The organism is Rhodococcus sp. LB1, from assembly GCF_001583455.1.
Lineage (GTDB): Bacteria > Actinomycetota > Actinomycetes > Mycobacteriales > Mycobacteriaceae > Rhodococcus_F > Rhodococcus_F opacus.
The window spans coordinates 1-19,963 of the sequence record NZ_LTCZ01000030.1 but is presented as its reverse complement, the minus strand read 5'-3'; the positions used below and the strand labels follow the sequence as shown (position 1 = coordinate 19,963).

Genomic DNA, 19,963 nt, shown 5'->3' with positions numbered 1-19,963 from the left:
GTCACGCCCGGACCAGGATCTTCACCGCCGTGTCGTTGTGCTCGATCAACGTCGTGAGGCCCTCCGAGACCAGATTGTCGAGTTCGATCCGCCCGGTGATGAACGGAGCGAGGTCGATCACGCCGCTGCGGACCATCTCGATCACCGCCTCGTGATCGCGGACGTAGGCGATGGTGCCGCGCAGGTCGATCTCCTTGAGGACGAGCTTCTGCATGTCGACCGTCGCGGGCTTGCCCCAGATCGACACATTCACCACCACGGCTGCGGGCCGGACGGCGTCGAGGATGGTGTCGAGGACGACGTCGACCCCGGCGCACTCGAACCCGAGATCCGCGCCGACACCGTCGGTCAGCTCGAGCACCCGGGCCTTCACGTCCTCCGACGACGGGTCGATCACGTGATGCGCGACGCCGCTGGACAGCGCCTTCTGCTTCCGGGCGTCACTGAGTTCCGTGACGATCGTGGTGACACCCAGACCCTTCAGGACCGCGGCCACGAGGAGTCCGATCGGCCCCGCACCACCGACCAGCGCGACGTCGCCGGCCTTCGCCCCGCTGCGGACGACCGCATGGTGCGCGACGCTGAGCGGTTCGATCAGGGCCGCCTCGTCGAGCGGGATGTCACCGATCTTGTGCACCCACCGGCGGTCGACCACCACCTTCTCGCTGAGTCCGCCTCCGCCACCGGCCAATCCGATGAAACCCATCTTCGTGCACAGGTGATAGTTGCCTGCCTTGCAGGACGCGCACTCGTTACACACGAAGTACGGCTCCACCACCACGTTGTCGCCCACGGCGACATCGGTGACGCCCTCGCCGACCTCCTCCACCGTGCCGGAGAACTCGTGGCCCATCGTCACCGGCGCGTTCTCGTGCGACAGCGGATGCGGATGTCCCGGCGGGGAGATGAAAATCGGGCCTTCCAGGTACTCGTGCAGATCGGTGCCACAGATGCCGCACCACGCGACCCGGAGTTTCACCGCGCCCGGCCGCAATTCCGGCTCCGGGATGTCGTCGATCCGGATGTCGCGTCGGCCGTGGAAGCGTGCTGCCCTCATGAATCCGCCCTCACTACGTTGTGAACGTGCTGATTCGGGGAACGGTACGGTCGCGCGGCCGGGGGCGGGAAGAGTTGCAGTGTGTTGCAATTCGATGGCGCCGGTGTGACGTTCACCGGCGGATAGCTGGTTTGGCCCGATCTGCGGGTACCTTCGAGGGGAAAGACTGGTTCGATCTGGGGGAGTGAGGCATGGCACGCATACGCACGGCGGCTGAAGCTGAAATCAACGCCGCCGAGCAGATGCAGAAGCTCGGTTACGGCGACGCCACGGCGCTACTCGGAGGCGCGGACGGCGGCATCGACGTCTACTCGTCACGCGCATACGCGCAGGTGAAGTGGCGTGGCGGCAGTGCAGGCAAGTCGGACCTCGCGAACCTCTACGACACCCGCGGAACCAGCCACGCCCGGAAACTCCTGTACTTCTCCGGCCCCGGATACACCGACGAGGCCGTCGACTACGCGGACGCGGTGGGTATCGCCCTGTTCCGGTGCGAGCCCGACGGCGAAACCCCGCCGGTCGGCGCCCACGCCCCGAAACTGGTGGCCGCCGCGCGTAACTCGACGGTTGCGGTGGCCCCGTCCCCGCCGCCCCCACCCGAGCCCGAATCGCCGGCGCGCATCGTCGCCCGCAACGCATGGGCGATGGTCGCAGGCTTCTTCGGCGCGCACTGGCGACTCCTCGGCGCCGTCGTCTGCACGATTGTCCTCATGATCGCCCCCTTCGGCGAAGGGAACGTCGGGCTCCGCGTGTTCGCGACGATCCTCGCCGTCGTCGGCGCGCCCGTGTTCTGGCTCCTCTACGTCCAGCACCGGCACGCGAAGGACAGGTGAGACGAGAAACCACCGTCAGNNAGTGGGCGAATCTCAGTTCGCGGTCGGGAGCGACTTCAGCGACGTGACGGTGGCGACGCAGGCGCGAGCGGCCTCGGCGCCCTTCTTGACGAAGTGATCGTGGAAGTAGTTGAGGTGCTCGTCGTGCTCGTGGAAGTGGTGCGGCGTCAGCACAACCGAGAACACCGGCACATCCGTGTCGAGTTGCACGCGCATGAGGCCGTCGATCACCGCGGTCGCGACGAACTCGTGGCGGTAGATGCCACCGTCCACGACGAGCGCGGCGGCGACGACGGCGTCGTAACGCCCGGTGAGGGCGAGGCGTCGTGCGTGCAGCGGGATCTCGAATGCGCCCGGCACCTCGAAGAAGTCCAGTTCGTCCTTCGAATACCCCAGCGTGTTCACCTCATCGGTGAAGCCCTCGCGTGCGCGGTCGACGATGTTGCGGTGCCACGTGGCCTGGATGAACGCGATTCGTCCCTGACTCTCACTCATGGTCTGAAACTACTGCACCGGACCTAGCGCTGTGAACGGGGCAGTGCCGTGGACCGGCCCCACCCGGAGTCGTCGGTGAGGTGCTCGAGCAGCGGCTGAATCCGGTACGGCAGCGGGCTGGTCAGCGCGATGGTGGTGGTCGAATGCGTGATGCCGGGCAGGTTCGCGATCTTCTCCAGCAACTTCTGCAGCTCCGCGTGCGTGGACGTGGCCACCCGCACCAGCAGATCTTCGCGGCCGGTGGTCGCGTGGATCTCGATGACCTCCGGCAGGTCGACGAGGCGGTTGCCGACGGCGGTGAGCTTGCCCTGTTCGAGTTCGAGCCCGACGAACGCCTGGATGGGAATCCCGACCTCGGCGAGGTCGAGGTTGGGGCGGAAGCCGGTGAGCAGCCCGCTGGTCTCCATGCGCTTCATCCGGGACTGCACGGTGTTGCGAGCGACGCCCAGCGAGTTGGCGAGTTCGGCCACGCTCATGCGTGAGTCCTTGCCGAGCAGTCCGAGCAACTGCACGTCGAGCTTGTCGATGCTGAGCACTTTGGGTACCTCCGGGAAGTGACGACCGTCACCTGTTGCGTGAACTGATCAGTTGATCCGATTTGCGTTGACCAAATCTTAGACCAGATACAGGATCAAGCTCACGAAATGCTCAACGCGACGGATCGGGAATCGCAGATGACTCAGTTAGACGACGCTCGCACCAGTGCAGCATCCTTTGATCTCGCCGACCGATACCGGGCCGACTCGGGCCCGGTGTTGATGACCGGTGTGCAGGCCATCGCCCGCCAGCTGGTGGAGCAGCACGAACGCGACCGCCGCGCGGGACTGAACGTCGCGACGTTCGTCTCCGGCTACCAGGGCAGCCCCCTCGCCGGCCTCGACCGCACCATCGCCGCCATCCCCACGTTGAGCACCGACCACGACGTGAAGTTCGTGCCCGGCATGAACGAGGAACTCGCCGCGACGTCCGTCTGGGGCAGCCAGGTCGACCTCCCGCAGGGGGAGCGCACCCACGACGGCGTCGTCGGCGTCTGGTACGGCAAGGGTCCCGGCCTCGACCGCGCCAGCGACTCCATCCGGCACGCCGCCATGTACGGCGCCAACGCCCGCGGCGGTGTCCTCGTCCTCGTCGGCGACGACCCCAACGCCAAGTCCTCCACCATCCCCTGCGCCAGCGAGCGGTCCATGGCCGCGATGGGCATGCCCGTGTTCTTCCCGCGCAACGCCGAGGAGGTCATCACGTTCGGCCTCTACGGTGTGGCGCTGTCGCGGATCTCCGGCTGCTGGTCGGGCATGAAGATCGTCGCCGACGTGGCCGACGGACTCTGGACCCTCGACCGCGACTTCGCCGACCTCGACATCGAGCTCCCCGAGATCGAGTGGAACGGCAAGCCGTGGTCGTACCGGCAGCGCGTGCTCGCATCCCCGCCCGACAGCGTCTACGCCGAGGCCGACCTGTACGGGCCGCGCTGGGCGATGGTCGAGGCGTTCAACGCCGCCAACGAGATCGACAAGATCGAGGTGAACCCGCGCACCGCGTGGCTGGGCATCGCCGCCGTCGGCACCGCCTACGACTCGCTGCGCCAGGCCCTGCTCGACCTCGGGCTCGGCGACTCCCAGCTCGAGGACGCCGGTATCCGCATCCTCCGCGTCGGCATGCCCTACCCGCTGGGCGCCGACAAGGTTCGCGAACTCGCCGACGGCGTCGAGCAGGTCCTCGTCGTCGAGGAGAAGATGCCGTTCGTCGAGTCGCAGCTCAAGGACATCCTCTACGGCGGCGCCAGCGCACCGGCCGTGCTGGGGAAGAAGAACGCGCAGGGCAAGAACCTGATCCCCGTCGACGGTGAACTGACCGCCGCCCGTCTCACCGGACCGCTGCGCCGCGTCCTGAAGGACCGGGTCGCGCTGACGCCGGCCCCGCCGCCGCGCCTCGAGCTGACCGTCCTCCCGACGTCGCGCACCCCGTACTTCTGCTCCGGCTGCCCGCACAACCGCTCCACCGCGGTGCCCGAGGGATCGATCGCGGGCGGCGGCATCGGCTGCCACACCCTGGTCACGATGTCCGGCCGCACCGACAGCGCCGTCACGATGCTCACCCAGATGGGCGGCGAGGGCGCGCAGTGGATCGGGCAGGCCCCGTTCAGCGACGTCAAGCACATGTTCCAGAACGTCGGCGACGGCACCTACTTCCACTCCGGCCAGCTCGCCGTGCAGGCGTGCGTCGCCGCCGGCGTCAACATCACGTACAAGGTGCTCTACAACTCCGCCGTCGCGATGACCGGCGCGCAGGACGCCGAGGCCGGGCTGACCGTGCCGCAGCTGACCCACAAGCTGGCGTCCGAGGGCGTCAAGCAGATCATCGTCTGCGCCGAGGACCCCAAGCGACACAAGGGTGCCCACTTCGCCGCCAACACGCTGCTGTGGGACCGGACCCGGCTCGACGAGGCGCAGCGCGTCCTGCGCGACATCGAGGGCGTCACCGTGCTGATCTTCGACCAGCAGTGCGCCGCCGAGGCCCGCCGCAAGCGCAAGCGCGGCAAGCTGCCCGCCCGCCGCACCCGCGTCGTCATCAACGAGGCGGTCTGCGAGGGCTGCGGCGACTGTGGCGTCAAGTCCAACTGCCTGTCCGTGCAGCCCGTCGACACCGAATTCGGCCGCAAGACCAAGATCGACCAGACCAGCTGCAACACCGACTACTCCTGCCTCGAGGGCGACTGCCCGTCGTTCGTGACGGTCGAGCTGCCCGAGGAAGGCGCACCGAAGACGTTGCGCGAGATCCCGGTTCCGCCGGAGGTCGGCGACCCCGATCCCGCCGTGTGGACCGGAACGCACAACCTGTTCATGGCCGGTGTCGGTGGTACCGGCATCGTCACCGTCAACCAGGTGCTGGGCATGGCCGCGCTGCGCGCCGGGCTGCACGTCGAAGGACTCGACCAGACCGGTCTCAGCCAGAAGGCCGGACCCGTCACGTCGCACCTGCGGCTCAGCGATCAGAAGACGCGGTCGGGAAGCTCGGCGCCGTCCAACCGGATCAGCCCCGCGACCGCCGACTGCGTCCTCGCGTTCGACCTGCTGACGGCGGCCGACGCCAAGTACGCCGGCTTCGGCAGCTCCGACCGCACCATCACCGTCGCGTCGACCAGCCAGACCCCGACCGGCGACATGGTCTACGACCCCGCCGTCCGCTACCCGGACGAGGACAAGCTGCTCGAGCGTCTCGACGTCTCGGCCCGCGAACTGACCGCGATCGACGGGCTCGCCGCCGCCACCGCTCTGTTCGGCAGCACCGCCGCCGCCAACTTCCTGCTGGTCGGCGCGGCCTACCAGGCCGGCGGACTGCCCGTCCCCGCCCGGTTCATCGAGGAGGCCCTCGAGATCAACGGGGTGGCCGTCGAGTCCAACAAGGCCGCGTTCCACTGGGGACGCGTCGCCGTCGCCGACCGGGAAGCGTTCCTGGCCGCCACCAGCTCGGCCGCCGTGGCTCAGCGCAGCGACACCGTCGTCCCGGCGCACCTGTTCGCCGGATCCACCCTCGACGGCACGACGCTCGAGCTCACCGAACGCCGCGCCGCGAACCTCGTTGCCTTCCAGGGTGACCGCGTCGCCGCCCGCTACATCGCCCTGGTGCAGCAGGCATGGGACGCCGAGCGCGAACTGGGCAGCCGGACCGAGTTCAGCGAGGCCGTCGCCGCCGGACTGCACAAGCTCACCGCCTACAAGGACGAGTACGAGGTGGCCCGGATGCTCACCGACCAGGCGTTCCTCGACGCCGCCGCCGGTGAGGTCCCCGGCGCGGGCAAGCTCACCTACAAGCTGCACCCGCCCGTCCTCAAGGCCATGGGCCGCAAGACCAAGATCGGTTTCGGCCCCCGCTCGCACGTCGCGCTCAAGACCCTCGCCAAGGCGAAGTTCCTGCGCGGCACCGCGTTCGACCCGTTCGGCTACGCCAAGGTCCGTCGTCTCGAGCGTCAGCTGCTCGCGCACTACGAGACCACGGTGGCCGGCCTCGTCGCCGACCTCTCCGCCGACACCTACGACACCGCAACGCTGATCGCCGCGACTCCCGACCTCGTCCGGGGCTACGAGGACGTGAAGCTGCGCAACGTCACCGTCTACCTCCAGCGTCTCGCCGAACTCGGCGTCGACACCTCCACCATCACGATTGCCACCACTCCGGAAAGGTCCTGAGAAGACATGACTCTCACCGCGGAACGTCACGACACCGCACTGCCCGAAAACGCTGGAGTGTTCGAGCGCACCGATTTCCCCACCGACACCGCCCACGAGCAGGTGACGTTCTTCCAGGACCCCGCCACCGGACTCAAGGCGATCGTCGCGATCCACGACACCACCCTCGGGCCGGCGCTCGGCGGCACCCGCTTCTACCCGTACGCCGACGAGGCCGCCGCCCTCAAGGACGTCCTGCGGCTGTCGCGGGGCATGACCTACAAGTCGGCGATCGCCGGAGTCGACCTCGGCGGCGGCAAGGCCGTCATCATCGGCGACCCCGCCACCGGCAAGTCGGAGGCGCTGCTCGAGGCGTACGCCCGCTTCGTCCAGACGCTCGGCGGCCGGTACATCACCGCCGGGGACGTGGGCACCAACTCCGACGACCTCGACGTGATGGGCCGCGCCACCGACTACGTCGTCGGACGCAACACGTCCGCCGGCGGGTCCGGCGACAGCGCCCCGATGACCGCGCTCGGCGTGTTCCAGGGCATGCGGGCCGCCGCCCAGGCCAAGTGGGGCACCCCGAGCCTCGCCGGCCGCACCGTCGGCGTCGAGGGCACCGGCAAGGTCGGCTACCAGCTGATCAAGCTGCTGCTCGCCGACGGCGCGTCGGTGGTCGCCACCGACGTCAACGCCGCCGCACTCGACCGCGTGGCCCGCGACTTCCCCGAGGTCAAGATCGCGTCCAGCGTCATCGGCCAGGAACTCGACGTCTACGCACCCTGCGCGATGGGCGCCACGCTCACCGACGAATCCGTCGCCGCGATCACCGCACAGGTGATCTGCGGGGCCGCGAACAACCAGCTCGCCCACCCCGCGGTCGAGCACGACCTCGGCGAACGCGGCATCACCTGGGTCCCCGACTACGTCGCCAACGGCGGCGGACTCATCCAGGTCGCCGGTGAGCGGCTCGGCACGTCCGCCGACGACGTCCGCGCGCAGGTCGAGAAGATCTTCGCCACCGTCGTGCAGATCCTCGACGTGGCGAAGCGGGACGGCATCCTCGCCGGCGCCGCAGCCGACGCCGTCGCCGAGGCCCGCATCGCAGCAGCCAGGTAGGCGGCTCCGCCGCCCGTGAGTGGTTAACGAGTCCCTGCACTCGTTAACCACTCACGGGCGCGAAGCGCCTAGGCCGTCAGCCGCCGGTGCAGCTCCCAGGCATTGCGCTCGACCCGGTTGGATTCGAGCATCCCGTCGGCGCGGACGTTCCACACCGCGGTGCCTGTCAGATGGATCGGTTGCCCGTCGGGTTCGGTGCCCATGAATCCGCGGTTGCGGCCGGTCATTTCCCACAGCGATGCGACGCGGGAGCCGTCCTCGTTCTGGAACGTCTCGACGGGGATGAACTCCAGATCCTCGACGGTCGACTGAAACTTCAGCACCCATTCCTTGAAGGCGTCCCGGCCGCGGATGGCCTCCCCGCCGGTGACGATGACGAAATCGTCGACGACGAGCTCGTCGATCGCGTGCGGGTCCTGGGGTGACTGCCACACCCGGGCCCAGAAATTCTCGACTGCGTGAACTCCGTGTTGTACAGACATGGTTTCCTTGCCTCTCGCTAACTTGGTATTTCCAAGTTAGCACGGATACGACGAGGTCGCGCCCCGTTCTTCACGAGTTCCGGTTAACCCTGCGGATCGCCCGCCGGGGCCGGAGCGCCCTGCTGTACATGCAGAGTCGATGCCGGAACGCGGCGACCGTCGTCGGTGACGAAGGCGAGGTACACGGCCTCGCCGGTGGTCTCGTCGGTGTACTCGGGGGAGGTGCTACCCGGACGCGGCAGATGGTCGCGACCGAACTGGCCCAGCGCCCCGATCACGACGTGCAACTGCTTGCCCTTCTCGGTCAGCACGTACTCCCGACGTTCCCGCGACCCCTCCTGGCGATAGGCGCGGCGTTCGAGGATTCCTTCGTCGACGAGCATCGCCAACCGTGCGGTGAGCACGTCGGACGCCACCCCGAGACTGCGGGTGAACTCCGAGAACCGGCTGTGGCCCCAGAAGGCGTCGCGGACGATGAGCAGCGTCCACTTGTCGCCCAGGAGTTCGAGGGTGCGCGCGATGGAGCAACGGGCAGGCGTGGCCGACGACGGACTCATGCCACGAGAATAGTCCTTCCTGGCTTGGCAGGTCCAAGGCAGCGGCTTCGCCGCCCGTGCGCGGCGAACGAGTGCAGAGACTCGCTAACCGCGCACGGGCGCGAAGCGCCTCACGCCCGCATCCCCGTGACGACGGCGTCGAGGAACTCGTCGGCGATCTCCTCGGGTGTCTCGGCGCCCGCGGGGGTGATCCACAGGTAGCTGTAGTTGAACATGCCCAGCAGGCCCTTGACCATCAGCCGCGGGAGAGCCCGGAACTGTCCGTCGCGGATGCCCTGCTCCAGCGCGTTCCGCCAATGCGATTCGTAGCGTTCACGTTCGGCGATGATGCGATCCCGACGCTCGTCCGTCAGGGCGTGGTACTCGCGGAAGAACACCGTCCACTCCGCACGGTGCTCGGCGATGTTCCGCATGAGCGCTCGTGCAAGACCGCGCAGCCGCTTCTCCGGATCGGCCTCGGACAGCGCGAGTTCGTCGGCGACCGTGTTCATCTGCGCGAGTTGCCGGCTGCTGATCTCGTAGAGGATTGCCTCCTTGCTGCCGATGTAGTGGTACAGCGCGCCCCGGCCCAGTCCGGTGGCCTCACCGATTTCGGCGACCCCGGTGCCGTGGTAGCCCGACTTCGCGAACAATTCGGCGGCCACCTGCAGGACTCGGTCCCGGTTGGCGTCGTACTTGTCGCTCATCGAAGGGCCCCTTTGTCTCCCGGCGGTCGAAGATGTGAGTCTAGACGGCCCAGATCACGGGTTCGGCGCGGCCAGCCCGGTGATCAGGGCGTCGAGAAAGCCGTCGGCGATCTCTTCGGGCGTGCGGGCCCCGTCGGCGGTGAGCCACAGGTAGCTGTAGTTGAACATGCCGAGCACACCCTTGATCATCAACGGCGGCAACAGTGTGAACACCCCGTCTCGGACGCCTTGGTCGAACGCGTGCCGCCAATGCGATTCGTACCGTTCGCGCGCCGCGACGACCCGCGCACGCCGATCGCCGGTCAGGGCGTGGTACTCGCGGAAGAACACCGTCCACTCCGCGCGGTGCTCGGCGATGTTGCGGAGCAGGGCCCGCGCGAGACCGCGGAGGCGGCGCTCCGGATCCGGTTCGGTCAGGGCGAGCTCGTCGGCCACGTCGTTCATCTGCGCGAGTTGCCGGCTGCTGATCGCGAACAGAACTTCCTCCTTGCTGCCGATGTAGTGGTAGAGCGCCCCGCGGCCGAGCCCCACCGCCGTGCCCAGGTCGGCGATCCCGGTGCCGTGGTAGCCCGACCTCGCGAACAGTTCGGCGGACACGCGCAGAATCTCGGCGCGGTTGAGGTCGTACTTGGTGCTCATCGAATCACCGTTCGACGTGCACGATCAGGGCCTGCCCCTGGCCGCCGCCCCCGCACAGCGCCGCTGCGCCGACGCCACCGCCGCGGCGTCGCAGTTCGAGCGCGAGGTGCAGGACGATGCGTGCCCCCGAGACGCCGATCGGGTGGCCGAGCGCGATCGCGCCGCCGTTGACGTTCATCCGGTCCGCGTCGAGACCGAGGAGTTCGGACGAGACGAGTGTGACGGCGGCGAACGCCTCGTTGATCTCGACGAGATCGAGGTCGCGAGGCGCGATCCCCTCGCGTCGGCACGCGGCCTGGATGGCGTTCGACGGCTGCTCGTGCAGGCCAGAGTCGGGCCCGGCGACCACGGCGCGTGATCCGATCTCGGCCAGCCACGACAGTCCGAGCCGGACGGCCGTCGACTTCCGCGTGACCACGACGGCACAGGCACCGTCGGAGATCGGTGACGAGTTGCCCGCCGTCAGCGAGCCGCCTGCGGCGAAGGCCGGGGGCAGACCGGCGAGGTCCGCCGCCGAGGTGTCGGCCCGGATGCCCTCGTCGTGGCTCACGTCGGTCGACTCGCCCCGCCCGGACCTGATCGGAACGGGAACGATCTCGGCCGCGAAGATGCCGTCCTTGCGCGCGCGTGCGGCCGCACGGTGCGAGCGAGCGGCCCACTCGTCCTGGGCGTCCCGGGTGGTCCCGTACTCGGGATTCCGCGACTCGGTCAGCGCCCCCATCGACGACCCGGTGAAGGCGTCCTGGAGCCCGTCGAACGCGAGGTGGTCGATCAGTACCGTGTCGCCGTACTTGTGTCCGCGACGACTGTTCGTCAGCAGGTGCGGCGCAGTGCTCATCGATTCCTGACCGCCGGCGACGACGATGTCCGCGTCGCCGGCGACGATCATCTGGTGCGCCAGCGTTATCGCGTCGATTCCGGAGAGGCACATCCGGTTGATGGTCAGTGCCGGTGTGGTCATGGGGATTCCGGCGGCTGCCGCCGCGACGCGCGCCGGCAGTTGGCCGCTGCCCGCGGTGAGCACCTGGCCCATGACGACGTGGTCGACGGCGCGTGCGTCGACGCCGGCCGATTCCAGCGCACCACCGATCGCGTGGCCACCCAGTTCCTGGGCGCTCAGGCTCGACAGGGATCCCATGAAGCGTCCGAACGGGGTTCGCGCCCCCGCGACGAGGACGGTGGGGTCGTGATCCGTCATTGTTCTCCTCCTTCGAGAGCGTGGTGCCGCCCCGCGGCCGTTCCCGGCCGCAGGGCGGCTGTCGTGCGGATGTCAGGGCTGACGCGACGTCTCGAAGGCATCGGAGAACGCGTACCCGTCGAGCAGTCGTCCCGCCGTGACCAGGTACTGGATCGTCGGGGTCCCCTCCTCGAGCCAATTGAGGCGGGCGTCCCGGTAGAGGCGCTCGATCGGATGCGCGCGCGTGTATCCGATTCCGCCGTGGATGAGCAGAGCCCGGTCGGTCACCCGGCCGACGGCCTCGAGGCCGAACAGCTTGCACATGCTGGCCTCGGCGGGAATCCGTTCGCCGGCATCCCACTTCTGCGCTGCGTCGGCCAGGATCCCGCGCAGGGCGTAGACATCGGTGGCCATCTCCGCCAGGTAGCGCTGGATGGCCTGCCGTGTGCCGATCGGCTTGCCGAACGTGACACGGCTCTTCGCGTGGGCGATCGACAGTTCGAGGGCGCGCTCGGACGTGCCGAGGGAGCTTGCCGCGATGAACACCCGGCTGATCTCCAGTGCGCGTTCGAGGTGCTCGTTTCCCTGTCCCTCGACGCCGACGAGGGCGGTGGCGGGAACCCGGACCGAGTCGAGGGTGACGCGTCCGTGCTCGGTGCCCTTGCATCCCATCGTCTCGGGAAGTGCTGCGATCGAGAGACCGTCGGTCTCCCGGGGAACGAGGAACGCGGAGACGTCGGTGTCGGTCGTCTTCGCGAAGACGATGAAGTGAGACGCGATGTCCGAGTTGGTGATCAACCACTTCTCGCCGTTCAGGACGAAATCGTCGCCCTCGCGCACCGCGGTCGACCCGAGGTCGGCGCCCGTCCCGAAACCCGGCTCCGTCAGCGCGAACGCGACCGAGTTCCGGCCCGTGGCGGTGCCCGGCAGCACGTCCGCCTTCTGCCGATCGCTGCCGATCTCGGAGAGCGCGTGGGCGAAGGAGTTGTGCACGTGGACGATGACACGGAGCCCGCCCTGCACCTTGGCGAACTCGGCGATGATCGGCAGGTACTGGGCGATCGACAGGCCGCTGCCGCCGTACTCGCGGGGGACGAGCAGGCCGAGCGCGCCGATCCGCTCGAGGATGGGCATGACGATGTCGTGCGGAACCTGCTCGTCGTCTTCGATCCGCTGTTCGAGTGGATCGAGTTCGGACCAGATCGCCTCGACAATGCGGTCCCGGAGCGCCAGGTACTCCGACTCCGGAATACCGACCGAATGCGTGAGTATCGCGGTCATGGTGTTGTGTCCCTTCGTTGTTGGTCGTTGCAGTCGTGGTGTGTCACAGCGCCCAGCCACCGTCGGCGGTGAGGACGGAGCCGGTGCAGAATGTGGCGTCTTCGCTGAGGAAGACTGCGGCCTTGGCGATTTCGTCGACGGTGCCGAATCGGCCGAGGACGGTTTCTCGTTCGATGCGCCTGCGTGCGGAGTCGGGCACCGCGTCGGTCATGTCGGTGGTGACGAAGCCGGGGGCCAGCACGTTGACCCGGATGCCGTCACGCGCGACCTCCTTGGCGAGTGAGCGACCGAAGCCGATCATCGCGGACTTCGCACCCGCGTACGCGGTGTCGCCGGCGTGGCCGATCAGGCCGACGACCGACGACACCAGCACGATGCTCGGTGACCTGCCGTGCGCGAGGTGGGGCAGCGCGGCCCGGGCGAGGGCGACGGTGCCGCGAAGGTTCGTCTCGATCACGCTCCACCAGGCGTCCGGGTCCGTCTCGACGAGCCGCCCGCCCGACCACTGGCCCGCGTTCAGGACGAGCGAATCGAGGTGTCCCCAGTGCGAGACGACGCGCTCCACCGCCGTCGGCGCCGTGGTGTCGTCGTGCAGGTCGAAGCGGATCGGGAGTACCTGTTCGGGGGCGTCCGCGGCGAGCTTCTCGGCGTCCTCACGTCGTGTCCGGTACGTGCAGCCCACCCGGCAGCCGCGCTGCGTCAGTGCCGTGGTGACGGCGGCCCCGATGCCGCGGGAGCCGCCGGAGACCAGCGCGATGCGGGGGTCGTCGTGATCGTTCTCGTTCATGCACAGCAATGTACTGATCGATACAAAAATAGTCCAGGGTGTTCGTAAAAGTTGGTTCTAAGTCGTATTACCTCGGCGTTTAGGTGAAATCATGGCTTGGATCGATCGGTACAAAAAGTCTTGCGATCGACGTCCGGGATGTGCTAGACCTGTGACCGTGGCCACACGGGGCGACGACATGGACGATGTCCGATCGGCGAACCCGGACGAGGCCCGACGGCTCGATCACAACCGCGGTGGCACCGGATCGACACACGGCAACCGCACCGCCCCACATCAGCAGCGATGGGAGATTCGATATGAGAGTCATCGACGACCTGGAGGTCACTCGGGTCAAACCTCGGAAGGTTGCCTTCGCGTCCTTCGTCGGAACGGCAATCGAGTGGTACGACTTCTTCATCTTCGGGACCGCGGCCGCCCTGGTATTCGGGAAGGCGTTCTTCCCGTCGTTGAGTCCGCTGTCGGGAACGCTGGCCGCGTTCGCGACGTTCGGTGTCGCGTTCGTGTCGCGTCCCGCAGGCGCGATCGTCTTCGGGCACTTCGGAGACCGGATCGGCCGCAAGAAGATGCTGGTGTTCTCCCTGGTGCTGATGGGGTCGTCGACGGTCGCGATCGGACTCATTCCCACCTACGGAGCGATCGGTCTCGCGGCGCCCGTGCTGCTCGTCGTCGCGCGCCTGGCACAGGGCTTCGCGGTCGGCGGAGAATGGGGCGGCGCGGTGCTGATGGCAGTCGAACACGCACCGCGCGAGAAGCGGGCGTTCTACGGCAGCTGGCCGCAGGCCGGCGTGCCTGCTGGACTCGTGCTCGCGACGCTCGCGTTCCTCCTGGTCGAGCAGCTTCCCGAGGACCAGGTACAGGCATGGGGATGGCGTCTGCCGTTCCTCGCCAGCGCCGGGCTGGTCGCGGTCGGCATGTACGTGCGACTGAAGGTCGTCGAATCGCCGGAGTTCGAGAACGTCAAGCGCAACAAGAAGATTGCCGACTTCCCGATCCTCGCGGTCCTGCGGGGTGAGAAGCGCGCGCTGGGCGTCGGGATTCTCACCCAGGCCGCCTCCCTCGTGCCGTTCTACCTCGTCACCGTCTTCGTGCTGTCGTACGGTCCGAAGGAACTCGGCATCTCGCGGCAGACGATTCTGTTGAGCATCCTCGCCGCGTGTGTCCTCGACATCCTGTCCGTGCCCTACGCGTCGATGATCGCGGACCGGATCGGAGCACGGAAGATGTTGATCTACGGGTCCCTCTACATGGCCGCGATCGCGTACCCGTTCTTCTGGTTGCTGTCCACCGGCGCCGGTGTCGCCGTCCTGCTGGCGATGATTCTGATCATCACGATCGGTCACGCCGTCACCTATTCCGCGGTGGCCGGCTACGTCACCGGTCTGTTCCCGGCCGAAGTCCGGTACACCGGCGCGTCCGTCGCCTATCAGTTCGGTGGTGTCGTCTTCAGTGCTCCCGCACCGTTCATCGCGGTGGCGATCGCTGCCGAGACGGACGGTTCATGGGCCCTGGCCGCGTACATCGCCGCGGCGTGCGCCATCACGGTCCTGGTCCTGACCCTGACGAAAACTGCAAAGGTGAATCACTGATGTCTCTCGACAGACTCGCATCGTCCGCACTCGCCGGTGCATGGCAGGACATCGAATCCCTGCTGGACCGCGACCCCTTCGGTGGCGACTTCAACACCGCCCACGAAATCTGCACCCGCTACGCAGCCGACCCGAACCGGGTGGCGCTGACCGTCCGGCACGAGGACGGCTCGGCCGACCGCTGGACGTACCGCGAACTCGACAGGCTCGCCGCCAAGGCGGCACGGGTGTTCGCACGCGCGGGGCTGACGCGGGGAGATCGCGTCGGCGGACTGCTGTCGCGACAGGTCGAGAGTTGGATCACCGCACTGGCGGCGTGGCGCTCCGGGCTGGTGTACGTGCCGCTGTTCGGTGGATTCGCCCCGGACGCGATCGGCCTGCGCCTCGACGCGGCGGGAGTCCGGGCGGTCGTGGTTGATCAGCGGTACCGGCCTGCGCTCGCGCAGGCGCAGGCGACCCACGGACTCGATCCCGCCGTGTTCGTCGTCGGCGACAGCGCGGCCGGCAACGGCGACAGGTCCTTCTGGACCGAGATCGACCGGGCCGACGCCGACGGCCCGCTCGCGACCACGGCGCTCGGGGACACCGCCACCCTGCTGTTCACCAGCGGAACATCCGGAACACCGAAGGCGTGCACCATGACCCACGCCACCTTCGTCTCGGTCATGCCCTACGCGAAGGCCGTTCTCGGGGCGACCCGCGACAGCGTCGTCTTCTCGACGTCGGACCCGGCGTGGGCGTTCGGGCTGTACAGCACCGGTGCCGCCGTCATGGCGCTGGGCGTGCCGCGGGTGATGTACTCCGGGAAGTTCGTCCCCGAGGCCTGGCGTCGGGTCATCCGGGAAGAGAAGGCCACGATCCTCACCACCGCGCCGGCCGCCCTGCGGCGACTGACGGAGACCTTCTCGCAGGAGGGAGTGCCGCGGACGCTCCGCACCGTCGCCGCTGCCGGCGAACCGCTCACCGCGGCGGTCGCCGCGGCCTGGGCCGGCACCGGTGCCCCCGTCGTCCGCAACGGGTACGGACTGTCCGAGGTCGGCATGCTCCTGGGCGACACCCAGGGCACCGAAACGCGGTCCGGTCCGGGCTGGATGTCCGCCACGATTCCGGGTTTCGACACCTTCCTCGCGGACCGGGACGGGCAACCGGTGGCCGACGGCCAACCGGGATTGATCGCGGTACGGCGGCCCCGGCACCAGATGTCCAGCGGCTACGAGAACACCCCCGACCTGTGGGCCGACCGCTGGCGCGGCGACGTATTCCTCACCGAGGACCGAGCCGTCACAGACCCCGAGGGACGGTGGCAGATACTGGGCCGGGACGACGACATGATCATCGCGTCGGGACACAACATCAGCCCGGTCGAGGTCGAGAACGCGCTGTTGCAGCACCCGGCGGTCGCCGACGCCGCGGCAGTCGCGTACGACGATCCGATCCGCGGCGGGGTGGTCCGGGCCGTCGTCGTCCGCGCGGACACCCGGGCCGACGACGGCGACCTCGTCACTCAACTCACACACCTCGTCGCGCAACGCGTCGGACCCTACGCGGCACCCAAAGTCGTCGAGTTCCGGCCCGACCTCCCGCGCACCGAAGTCGGCAAGTTGCGCCGGGCGGTCGTCCGCGAACTCCCGATCACATGAACGGCGGCAACCGCATGCGGGCACTGATGGTCACCGCGCTCGACGGACCCCGGGCGCTTGTCCCGGTGGAGGTCGGCGAACCCGCCGCGGACGAATCCGCGATCCTGGTCGAGGTTCATGCGGTCGGGGTGTCGTTCCCGGATCTTCTCCTCACCCAGGGCCGGTACCAGTACAAGCCGGAACTTCCCTTCGTCCCCGGCGGCGAGGTCGCCGGGATCGTGCGGTCAGCGCCTGACGGCAGCGGATATTCTCCGGGCGACCGGGTCGTCGGATTGACCGGGGTGGGCGGCGCGATGGCGGAACTGGTCGCACTGCCGCCGGAGACGACTTTCTCCCTCCCCGACACGATTTCGATGTCCGCGGGCGCCGCCCTGCTGTTCAACTACCTCACCGTGCATTTCGCGCTGGTTCGTCGTGGGCGCCTCGAGACGGGGGAGTCGGTGCTCGTCCAGGGCGCGGCGGGAGGCATCGGCACCGCCGCGATGACACTGGCGCCCCACCTCGGCGCGTCGCGGACCATCGCGGTCGTCAGCAGTGAGGAGAAGGCGGAGTACGTGCGGAGCCTCGGCGCCTCCGACATCGTGGCCACCGGGAACTGGCGGGACGAGGTCCTCGCGATCACCGACGGCCGCGGGGTGGACGTCGTGGTCGACCCCGTCGGGGGCGACCGCTTCACCGACAGCGTCCGATCCCTGGCGACGGGCGGGAGGATTCTCGTGATGGGTTTCACCGGCCGGGACATCCCCTCGGTGAAAGTGAACCGACTGCTCCTGAAGAACGCGTCCGCAGTGGGAGTCGCGTGGGGCTCGTGGTGGGCGGAGGACCCCGGACGACTGTCCGCGCAGTGGAGCGAACTGTGTCCACTGCTGGCGTCGGGCGCGTTGACGATTCCGGAGCCGAGACGGTACCCGTTCGAGGCGGCGGCCGAGGCACTGCTCGACCTCGAACACCGCCGAACCGTCGGGAAGAGTGTCCTCACCCTCCGGTGAGGCGGCTCCGCCGCCCGTGAGTGGTTAGCGAGTGCCTGCACTCGTTAACCACGCACGGGCCGTAGGCCTAGGCTCTCCCTCATGGAAACCGAGTTCGTCCGCTGGACCGAGGACGGCACCGAGCATTCGGCGGTGTGGCGGTCCACCAGCGGGGCGACGCCCCCGAAGAAGATCCGGGTGGCCGACGACTCGATGACCGCCGACGAGGCCTACCGCCTGGCGTGCGAGGGGACGGCGCTGCTGTGGCGCGGCGACTTCCACAACGCCCGCCAGCTCGGCACCGCTGTCGCAGCCCGCACCGACCGCAAGGCTCGCAAGACGTCCACCGACCCCGCCACCGCGTTCCACCTGCACCGGCAGACGCAGTCGCGGCGGGCGGGGATCCTCGGGATGCTGCTGGTGCCGTTCGACGCCGACCAGACCGTCCCGCTGCGACGCGCCCCCGACGTGCGTCAGGCGGTGCTCGAGGCGTACGGACCGACGGACCAGCCCACCGTCACCACTCTGCGCGACCTGCTCGGGGCGATCGGCGCCCACGAGTGGCAGAAGAAGGGCGTCGAGATCCCCGCCCTCGGGGCGCGCATCCACCCCGGCTACGGCGTGTTCTCGCCGATTCGCGGCGAATACGTCGACCTCGTCGCCGACACCCCGCTGCCGTCCCTCACGACGGCGTTCGACATCGGCACCGGCACCGGTGTGCTGGCCGCCGTCCTCGCGCACCGCGGCGTCGAGAAGGTGATCGCGACCGAACTCGACGCGAATGCGCTCGCCTGCGCCCGGGCGAATCTGGACCGGCTCGGTTACGCCGGTCAGGTGCAGGTGGTGGAGACGGATCTGTTCCCCGACGGCCGGGCACCGCTGGTCGTGTGCAACCCGCCGTGGATCCCCGCCCGCCCCACCTCGCCGATCGAGTACGCGATCTACGACCCGGACAGCCGGATGCTCCGCGGATTCCTGGCCGGGTTGGCCGAACACCTCGAGCCCGGGGGAGAGGGCTGGCTCATCCTGTCCGACATCGCCGAGCACCTCGGACTGCGGACCCGCGACGAATTGCTGACGTTGATCGACGACGCCGGACTGACCGTCCTCGGACGCCGGGACGTGGCGCCCCGGCACGGCAAGGTCGCCGACCGTTCGGATGCGTTGCACGCCGCCCGCAAGCGGGAAGTGACGTCGCTGTGGCGGCTCGGTGCGCAGGACGCGCCCGCCGGGTAGCAGCGGGACGTAACGGCGACGCGGTCAGGAACGGTGCGTGGGCTCTTCGTAGGGTGGGCGACGATGTCCCTCGGGTGCCTGTCGCAGGGACCGGTTGTGCCGCAAGCTGGTTGCAGCGACCACAATGGCCGCGGAAACCTTCGGAGCGACATGATCCGCAACCTCACCGGCCGCATCCCCGCCAACCCCACCCGCTCACGCCGGCGTCAGATCGCGGCGAGCACCCTGATTGCCGCCGCCGCGGCAGTGGGCACGATGGCCGTGACCCGCACCCGCCGCCCAGGCAGCAACATTCCAGGACACTTGCGTCACGCATCCGGGGGGATATGCCAGTGGGGCGGTGCTCGGCGTCTACGCTACGAAGCGAATTGGCAACGACCGGGAAGAATCCTGCAAGGTGTATGACGCACAAAGCAGGCTGCTCGGTACCACGTACCAAACCAATTACGGGTTCTACGGAAAGCAGCAACAGGGTCCCGGCCAGATAAACCCACCGGCCCAGTCGCCTCGTTGATCAACGGAGCACAATCTCGACAGCACCGCCGGCCGGACTCGGGCACTTGCGGCCACCGCTAATTGACGAGCCCGGCAAGCAAACCCGGCCGTAGGCCGTTCCCGAGAAGGACATCCGCGACGACGCACCTTTCCGGAGCCGGTCCACGACCGCTACCGTGCGAGAGGTGGAACTCATTCTCGCTGCCTCGGCCGAATTCGAGCGCGTGGTGCGCCAACTGCCGGTGGACTCATGGGACCTGCCCACACCGTCACAGATGTCGGTGCGCGATCTGGTCGAGCACGTCGTGGTGGGAAACCGCTTCACTGCGCTCCTGCTCGCCGGCGTCGGTCGTGAACAAGCCCGGAACATGCTCACGGATGACCAGCTCGGAGACGACCCGGTCGCCGTGGTGGCCGAATCGTCACGACATCAGGCCGAGGCATTCGCCGCCGCACCACCGGAACAGCCAGTTCCAGGCCCGAACGGCGACGTCCCTGCCGAAGCTTTCCTGCGCTTCCGGCTTGTCGACCTTGTGGTTCACGCGTGGGACCTCCTCCGCGCGGCGGGCCTCGATGAAACTCTTGACCCACCTGTGGTCGCCGGGTTGTCGCGTGTGGTCGAACCACATCTGGACGACATGCTCGCCTTCGACGCGTACGGCGAGGGTCCGAGTGACACATTGCCTCCCGACGCTTCGCAGCAGGCCCGACTCCTCGACTGGTTCGGGCGACGGCCCTAGTACTACAGTCGCG

At 68.4% G+C, this 19,963-nt stretch carries 18 protein-coding genes; 8 read left to right on the top strand and 10 right to left on the bottom strand.

Annotated elements, in window-relative coordinates; translation table 11 throughout:
• Position 1 precedes the first annotated feature (1 nt).
• On the bottom strand, positions 2–1,057 hold the full coding sequence (locus tag AZG88_RS05920) for a 2,3-butanediol dehydrogenase (protein ID WP_005252717.1): 1,056 nt from the start codon (positions 1,055–1,057) through the stop codon (positions 2–4).
• 191 nt (positions 1,058–1,248) lie between these two features.
• Between AZG88_RS05920 and AZG88_RS05915 the strand changes: the two genes are divergently transcribed.
• Complete coding sequence (locus tag AZG88_RS05915; protein ID WP_005252719.1) at positions 1,249–1,890, top strand: restriction endonuclease; 642 nt, start codon at positions 1,249–1,251, stop codon at positions 1,888–1,890.
• Between the two features lie 33 nt (positions 1,891–1,923).
• On the opposite strand, the gene AZG88_RS05910 is transcribed toward AZG88_RS05915, so the two are convergent.
• The gene (locus tag AZG88_RS05910; protein ID WP_005252720.1) at positions 1,924–2,385 is read right to left on the bottom strand and encodes a 6,7-dimethyl-8-ribityllumazine synthase; all 462 of its coding nucleotides are present in this window, start codon (positions 2,383–2,385) and stop codon (positions 1,924–1,926) included.
• Positions 2,386–2,408: 23 nt separating this feature from the next.
• Positions 2,409–2,921, bottom strand: a complete 513-nt coding sequence (locus AZG88_RS05905) for an Lrp/AsnC family transcriptional regulator (protein ID WP_005252722.1) — start codon at positions 2,919–2,921, stop codon at positions 2,409–2,411.
• Between the two features lie 138 nt (positions 2,922–3,059).
• Here AZG88_RS05905 and AZG88_RS05900 point away from each other — a divergent pair, with 138 nt between their 5' ends.
• Both AZG88_RS05900 and AZG88_RS05895 read left to right on the top strand, forming a co-directional pair.
• Positions 3,060–6,572 (top strand): indolepyruvate ferredoxin oxidoreductase family protein, encoded by a 3,513-nt coding sequence (locus AZG88_RS05900; protein WP_331712238.1) that lies wholly within the window; start codon positions 3,060–3,062, stop codon positions 6,570–6,572.
• Between the two features lie 6 nt (positions 6,573–6,578).
• A complete protein-coding gene (locus tag AZG88_RS05895) occupies positions 6,579–7,673 on the top strand; it encodes a Glu/Leu/Phe/Val family dehydrogenase (protein WP_005252725.1) in 1,095 nt (364 codons plus the stop codon).
• Between the two features lie 68 nt (positions 7,674–7,741).
• On the opposite strand, the gene AZG88_RS05890 is transcribed toward AZG88_RS05895, so the two are convergent.
• The 7 genes from AZG88_RS05890 to AZG88_RS05860 form a co-directional block, all read right to left on the bottom strand.
• The gene (locus AZG88_RS05890) at positions 7,742–8,155 is read right to left on the bottom strand and encodes an ester cyclase (RefSeq protein ID WP_061697190.1); all 414 of its coding nucleotides are present in this window, start codon (positions 8,153–8,155) and stop codon (positions 7,742–7,744) included.
• 83 nt (positions 8,156–8,238) lie between these two features.
• Entirely contained in the window at positions 8,239–8,712 is a 474-nt protein-coding gene (locus AZG88_RS05885) for a winged helix-turn-helix transcriptional regulator (RefSeq protein WP_061697189.1), read from the bottom strand.
• A gap of 110 nt (positions 8,713–8,822) precedes the next feature.
• Positions 8,823–9,398, bottom strand: a complete 576-nt coding sequence (locus tag AZG88_RS05880) for a TetR/AcrR family transcriptional regulator (RefSeq protein ID WP_005252730.1) — start codon at positions 9,396–9,398, stop codon at positions 8,823–8,825.
• A 54-nt stretch (positions 9,399–9,452) separates the two neighbouring features.
• On the bottom strand, positions 9,453–10,037 hold the full coding sequence (locus AZG88_RS05875) for a TetR/AcrR family transcriptional regulator (protein WP_061040812.1): 585 nt from the start codon (positions 10,035–10,037) through the stop codon (positions 9,453–9,455).
• A gap of 4 nt (positions 10,038–10,041) precedes the next feature.
• Positions 10,042–11,235, bottom strand: a complete 1,194-nt coding sequence (locus AZG88_RS05870; RefSeq protein WP_061697188.1) for an acetyl-CoA C-acetyltransferase — start codon at positions 11,233–11,235, stop codon at positions 10,042–10,044.
• Between the two features lie 72 nt (positions 11,236–11,307).
• Complete coding sequence (locus tag AZG88_RS05865; protein WP_061697187.1) at positions 11,308–12,495, bottom strand: acyl-CoA dehydrogenase family protein; 1,188 nt, start codon at positions 12,493–12,495, stop codon at positions 11,308–11,310.
• 43 nt (positions 12,496–12,538) lie between these two features.
• Complete coding sequence (locus AZG88_RS05860; protein ID WP_061040809.1) at positions 12,539–13,282, bottom strand: SDR family NAD(P)-dependent oxidoreductase; 744 nt, start codon at positions 13,280–13,282, stop codon at positions 12,539–12,541.
• A gap of 299 nt (positions 13,283–13,581) precedes the next feature.
• On the opposite strand from AZG88_RS05860, the gene AZG88_RS05855 reads away from it, so the two are divergent.
• The 5 genes from AZG88_RS05855 to AZG88_RS05835 all read left to right on the top strand — a co-directional run bounded on the left by AZG88_RS05855 (position 13,582) and on the right by AZG88_RS05835 (position 19,950).
• Entirely contained in the window at positions 13,582–14,871 is a 1,290-nt protein-coding gene (locus tag AZG88_RS05855) for an MFS transporter (RefSeq protein ID WP_061697199.1), read from the top strand.
• Entirely contained in the window at positions 14,871–16,511 is a 1,641-nt protein-coding gene (locus AZG88_RS05850) for an AMP-binding protein (protein WP_061697186.1), read from the top strand. Before AZG88_RS05855 ends, AZG88_RS05850 begins: the two co-directional genes overlap by 1 nt.
• Positions 16,512–16,525: 14 nt before the next feature.
• Positions 16,526–17,500: an NADPH:quinone oxidoreductase family protein gene (locus AZG88_RS05845; RefSeq protein ID WP_061697198.1), complete on the top strand. Its 975-nt coding sequence runs from the start codon at positions 16,526–16,528 to the stop codon at positions 17,498–17,500.
• A gap of 81 nt (positions 17,501–17,581) precedes the next feature.
• A complete protein-coding gene (locus AZG88_RS05840) occupies positions 17,582–18,715 on the top strand; it encodes a methyltransferase (protein WP_061697185.1) in 1,134 nt (377 codons plus the stop codon).
• 680 nt (positions 18,716–19,395) lie between these two features.
• Positions 19,396–19,950, top strand: a complete 555-nt coding sequence (locus AZG88_RS05835) for a TIGR03086 family metal-binding protein (RefSeq protein WP_061697197.1) — start codon at positions 19,396–19,398, stop codon at positions 19,948–19,950.
• Positions 19,951–19,963 lie beyond the last annotated feature (13 nt).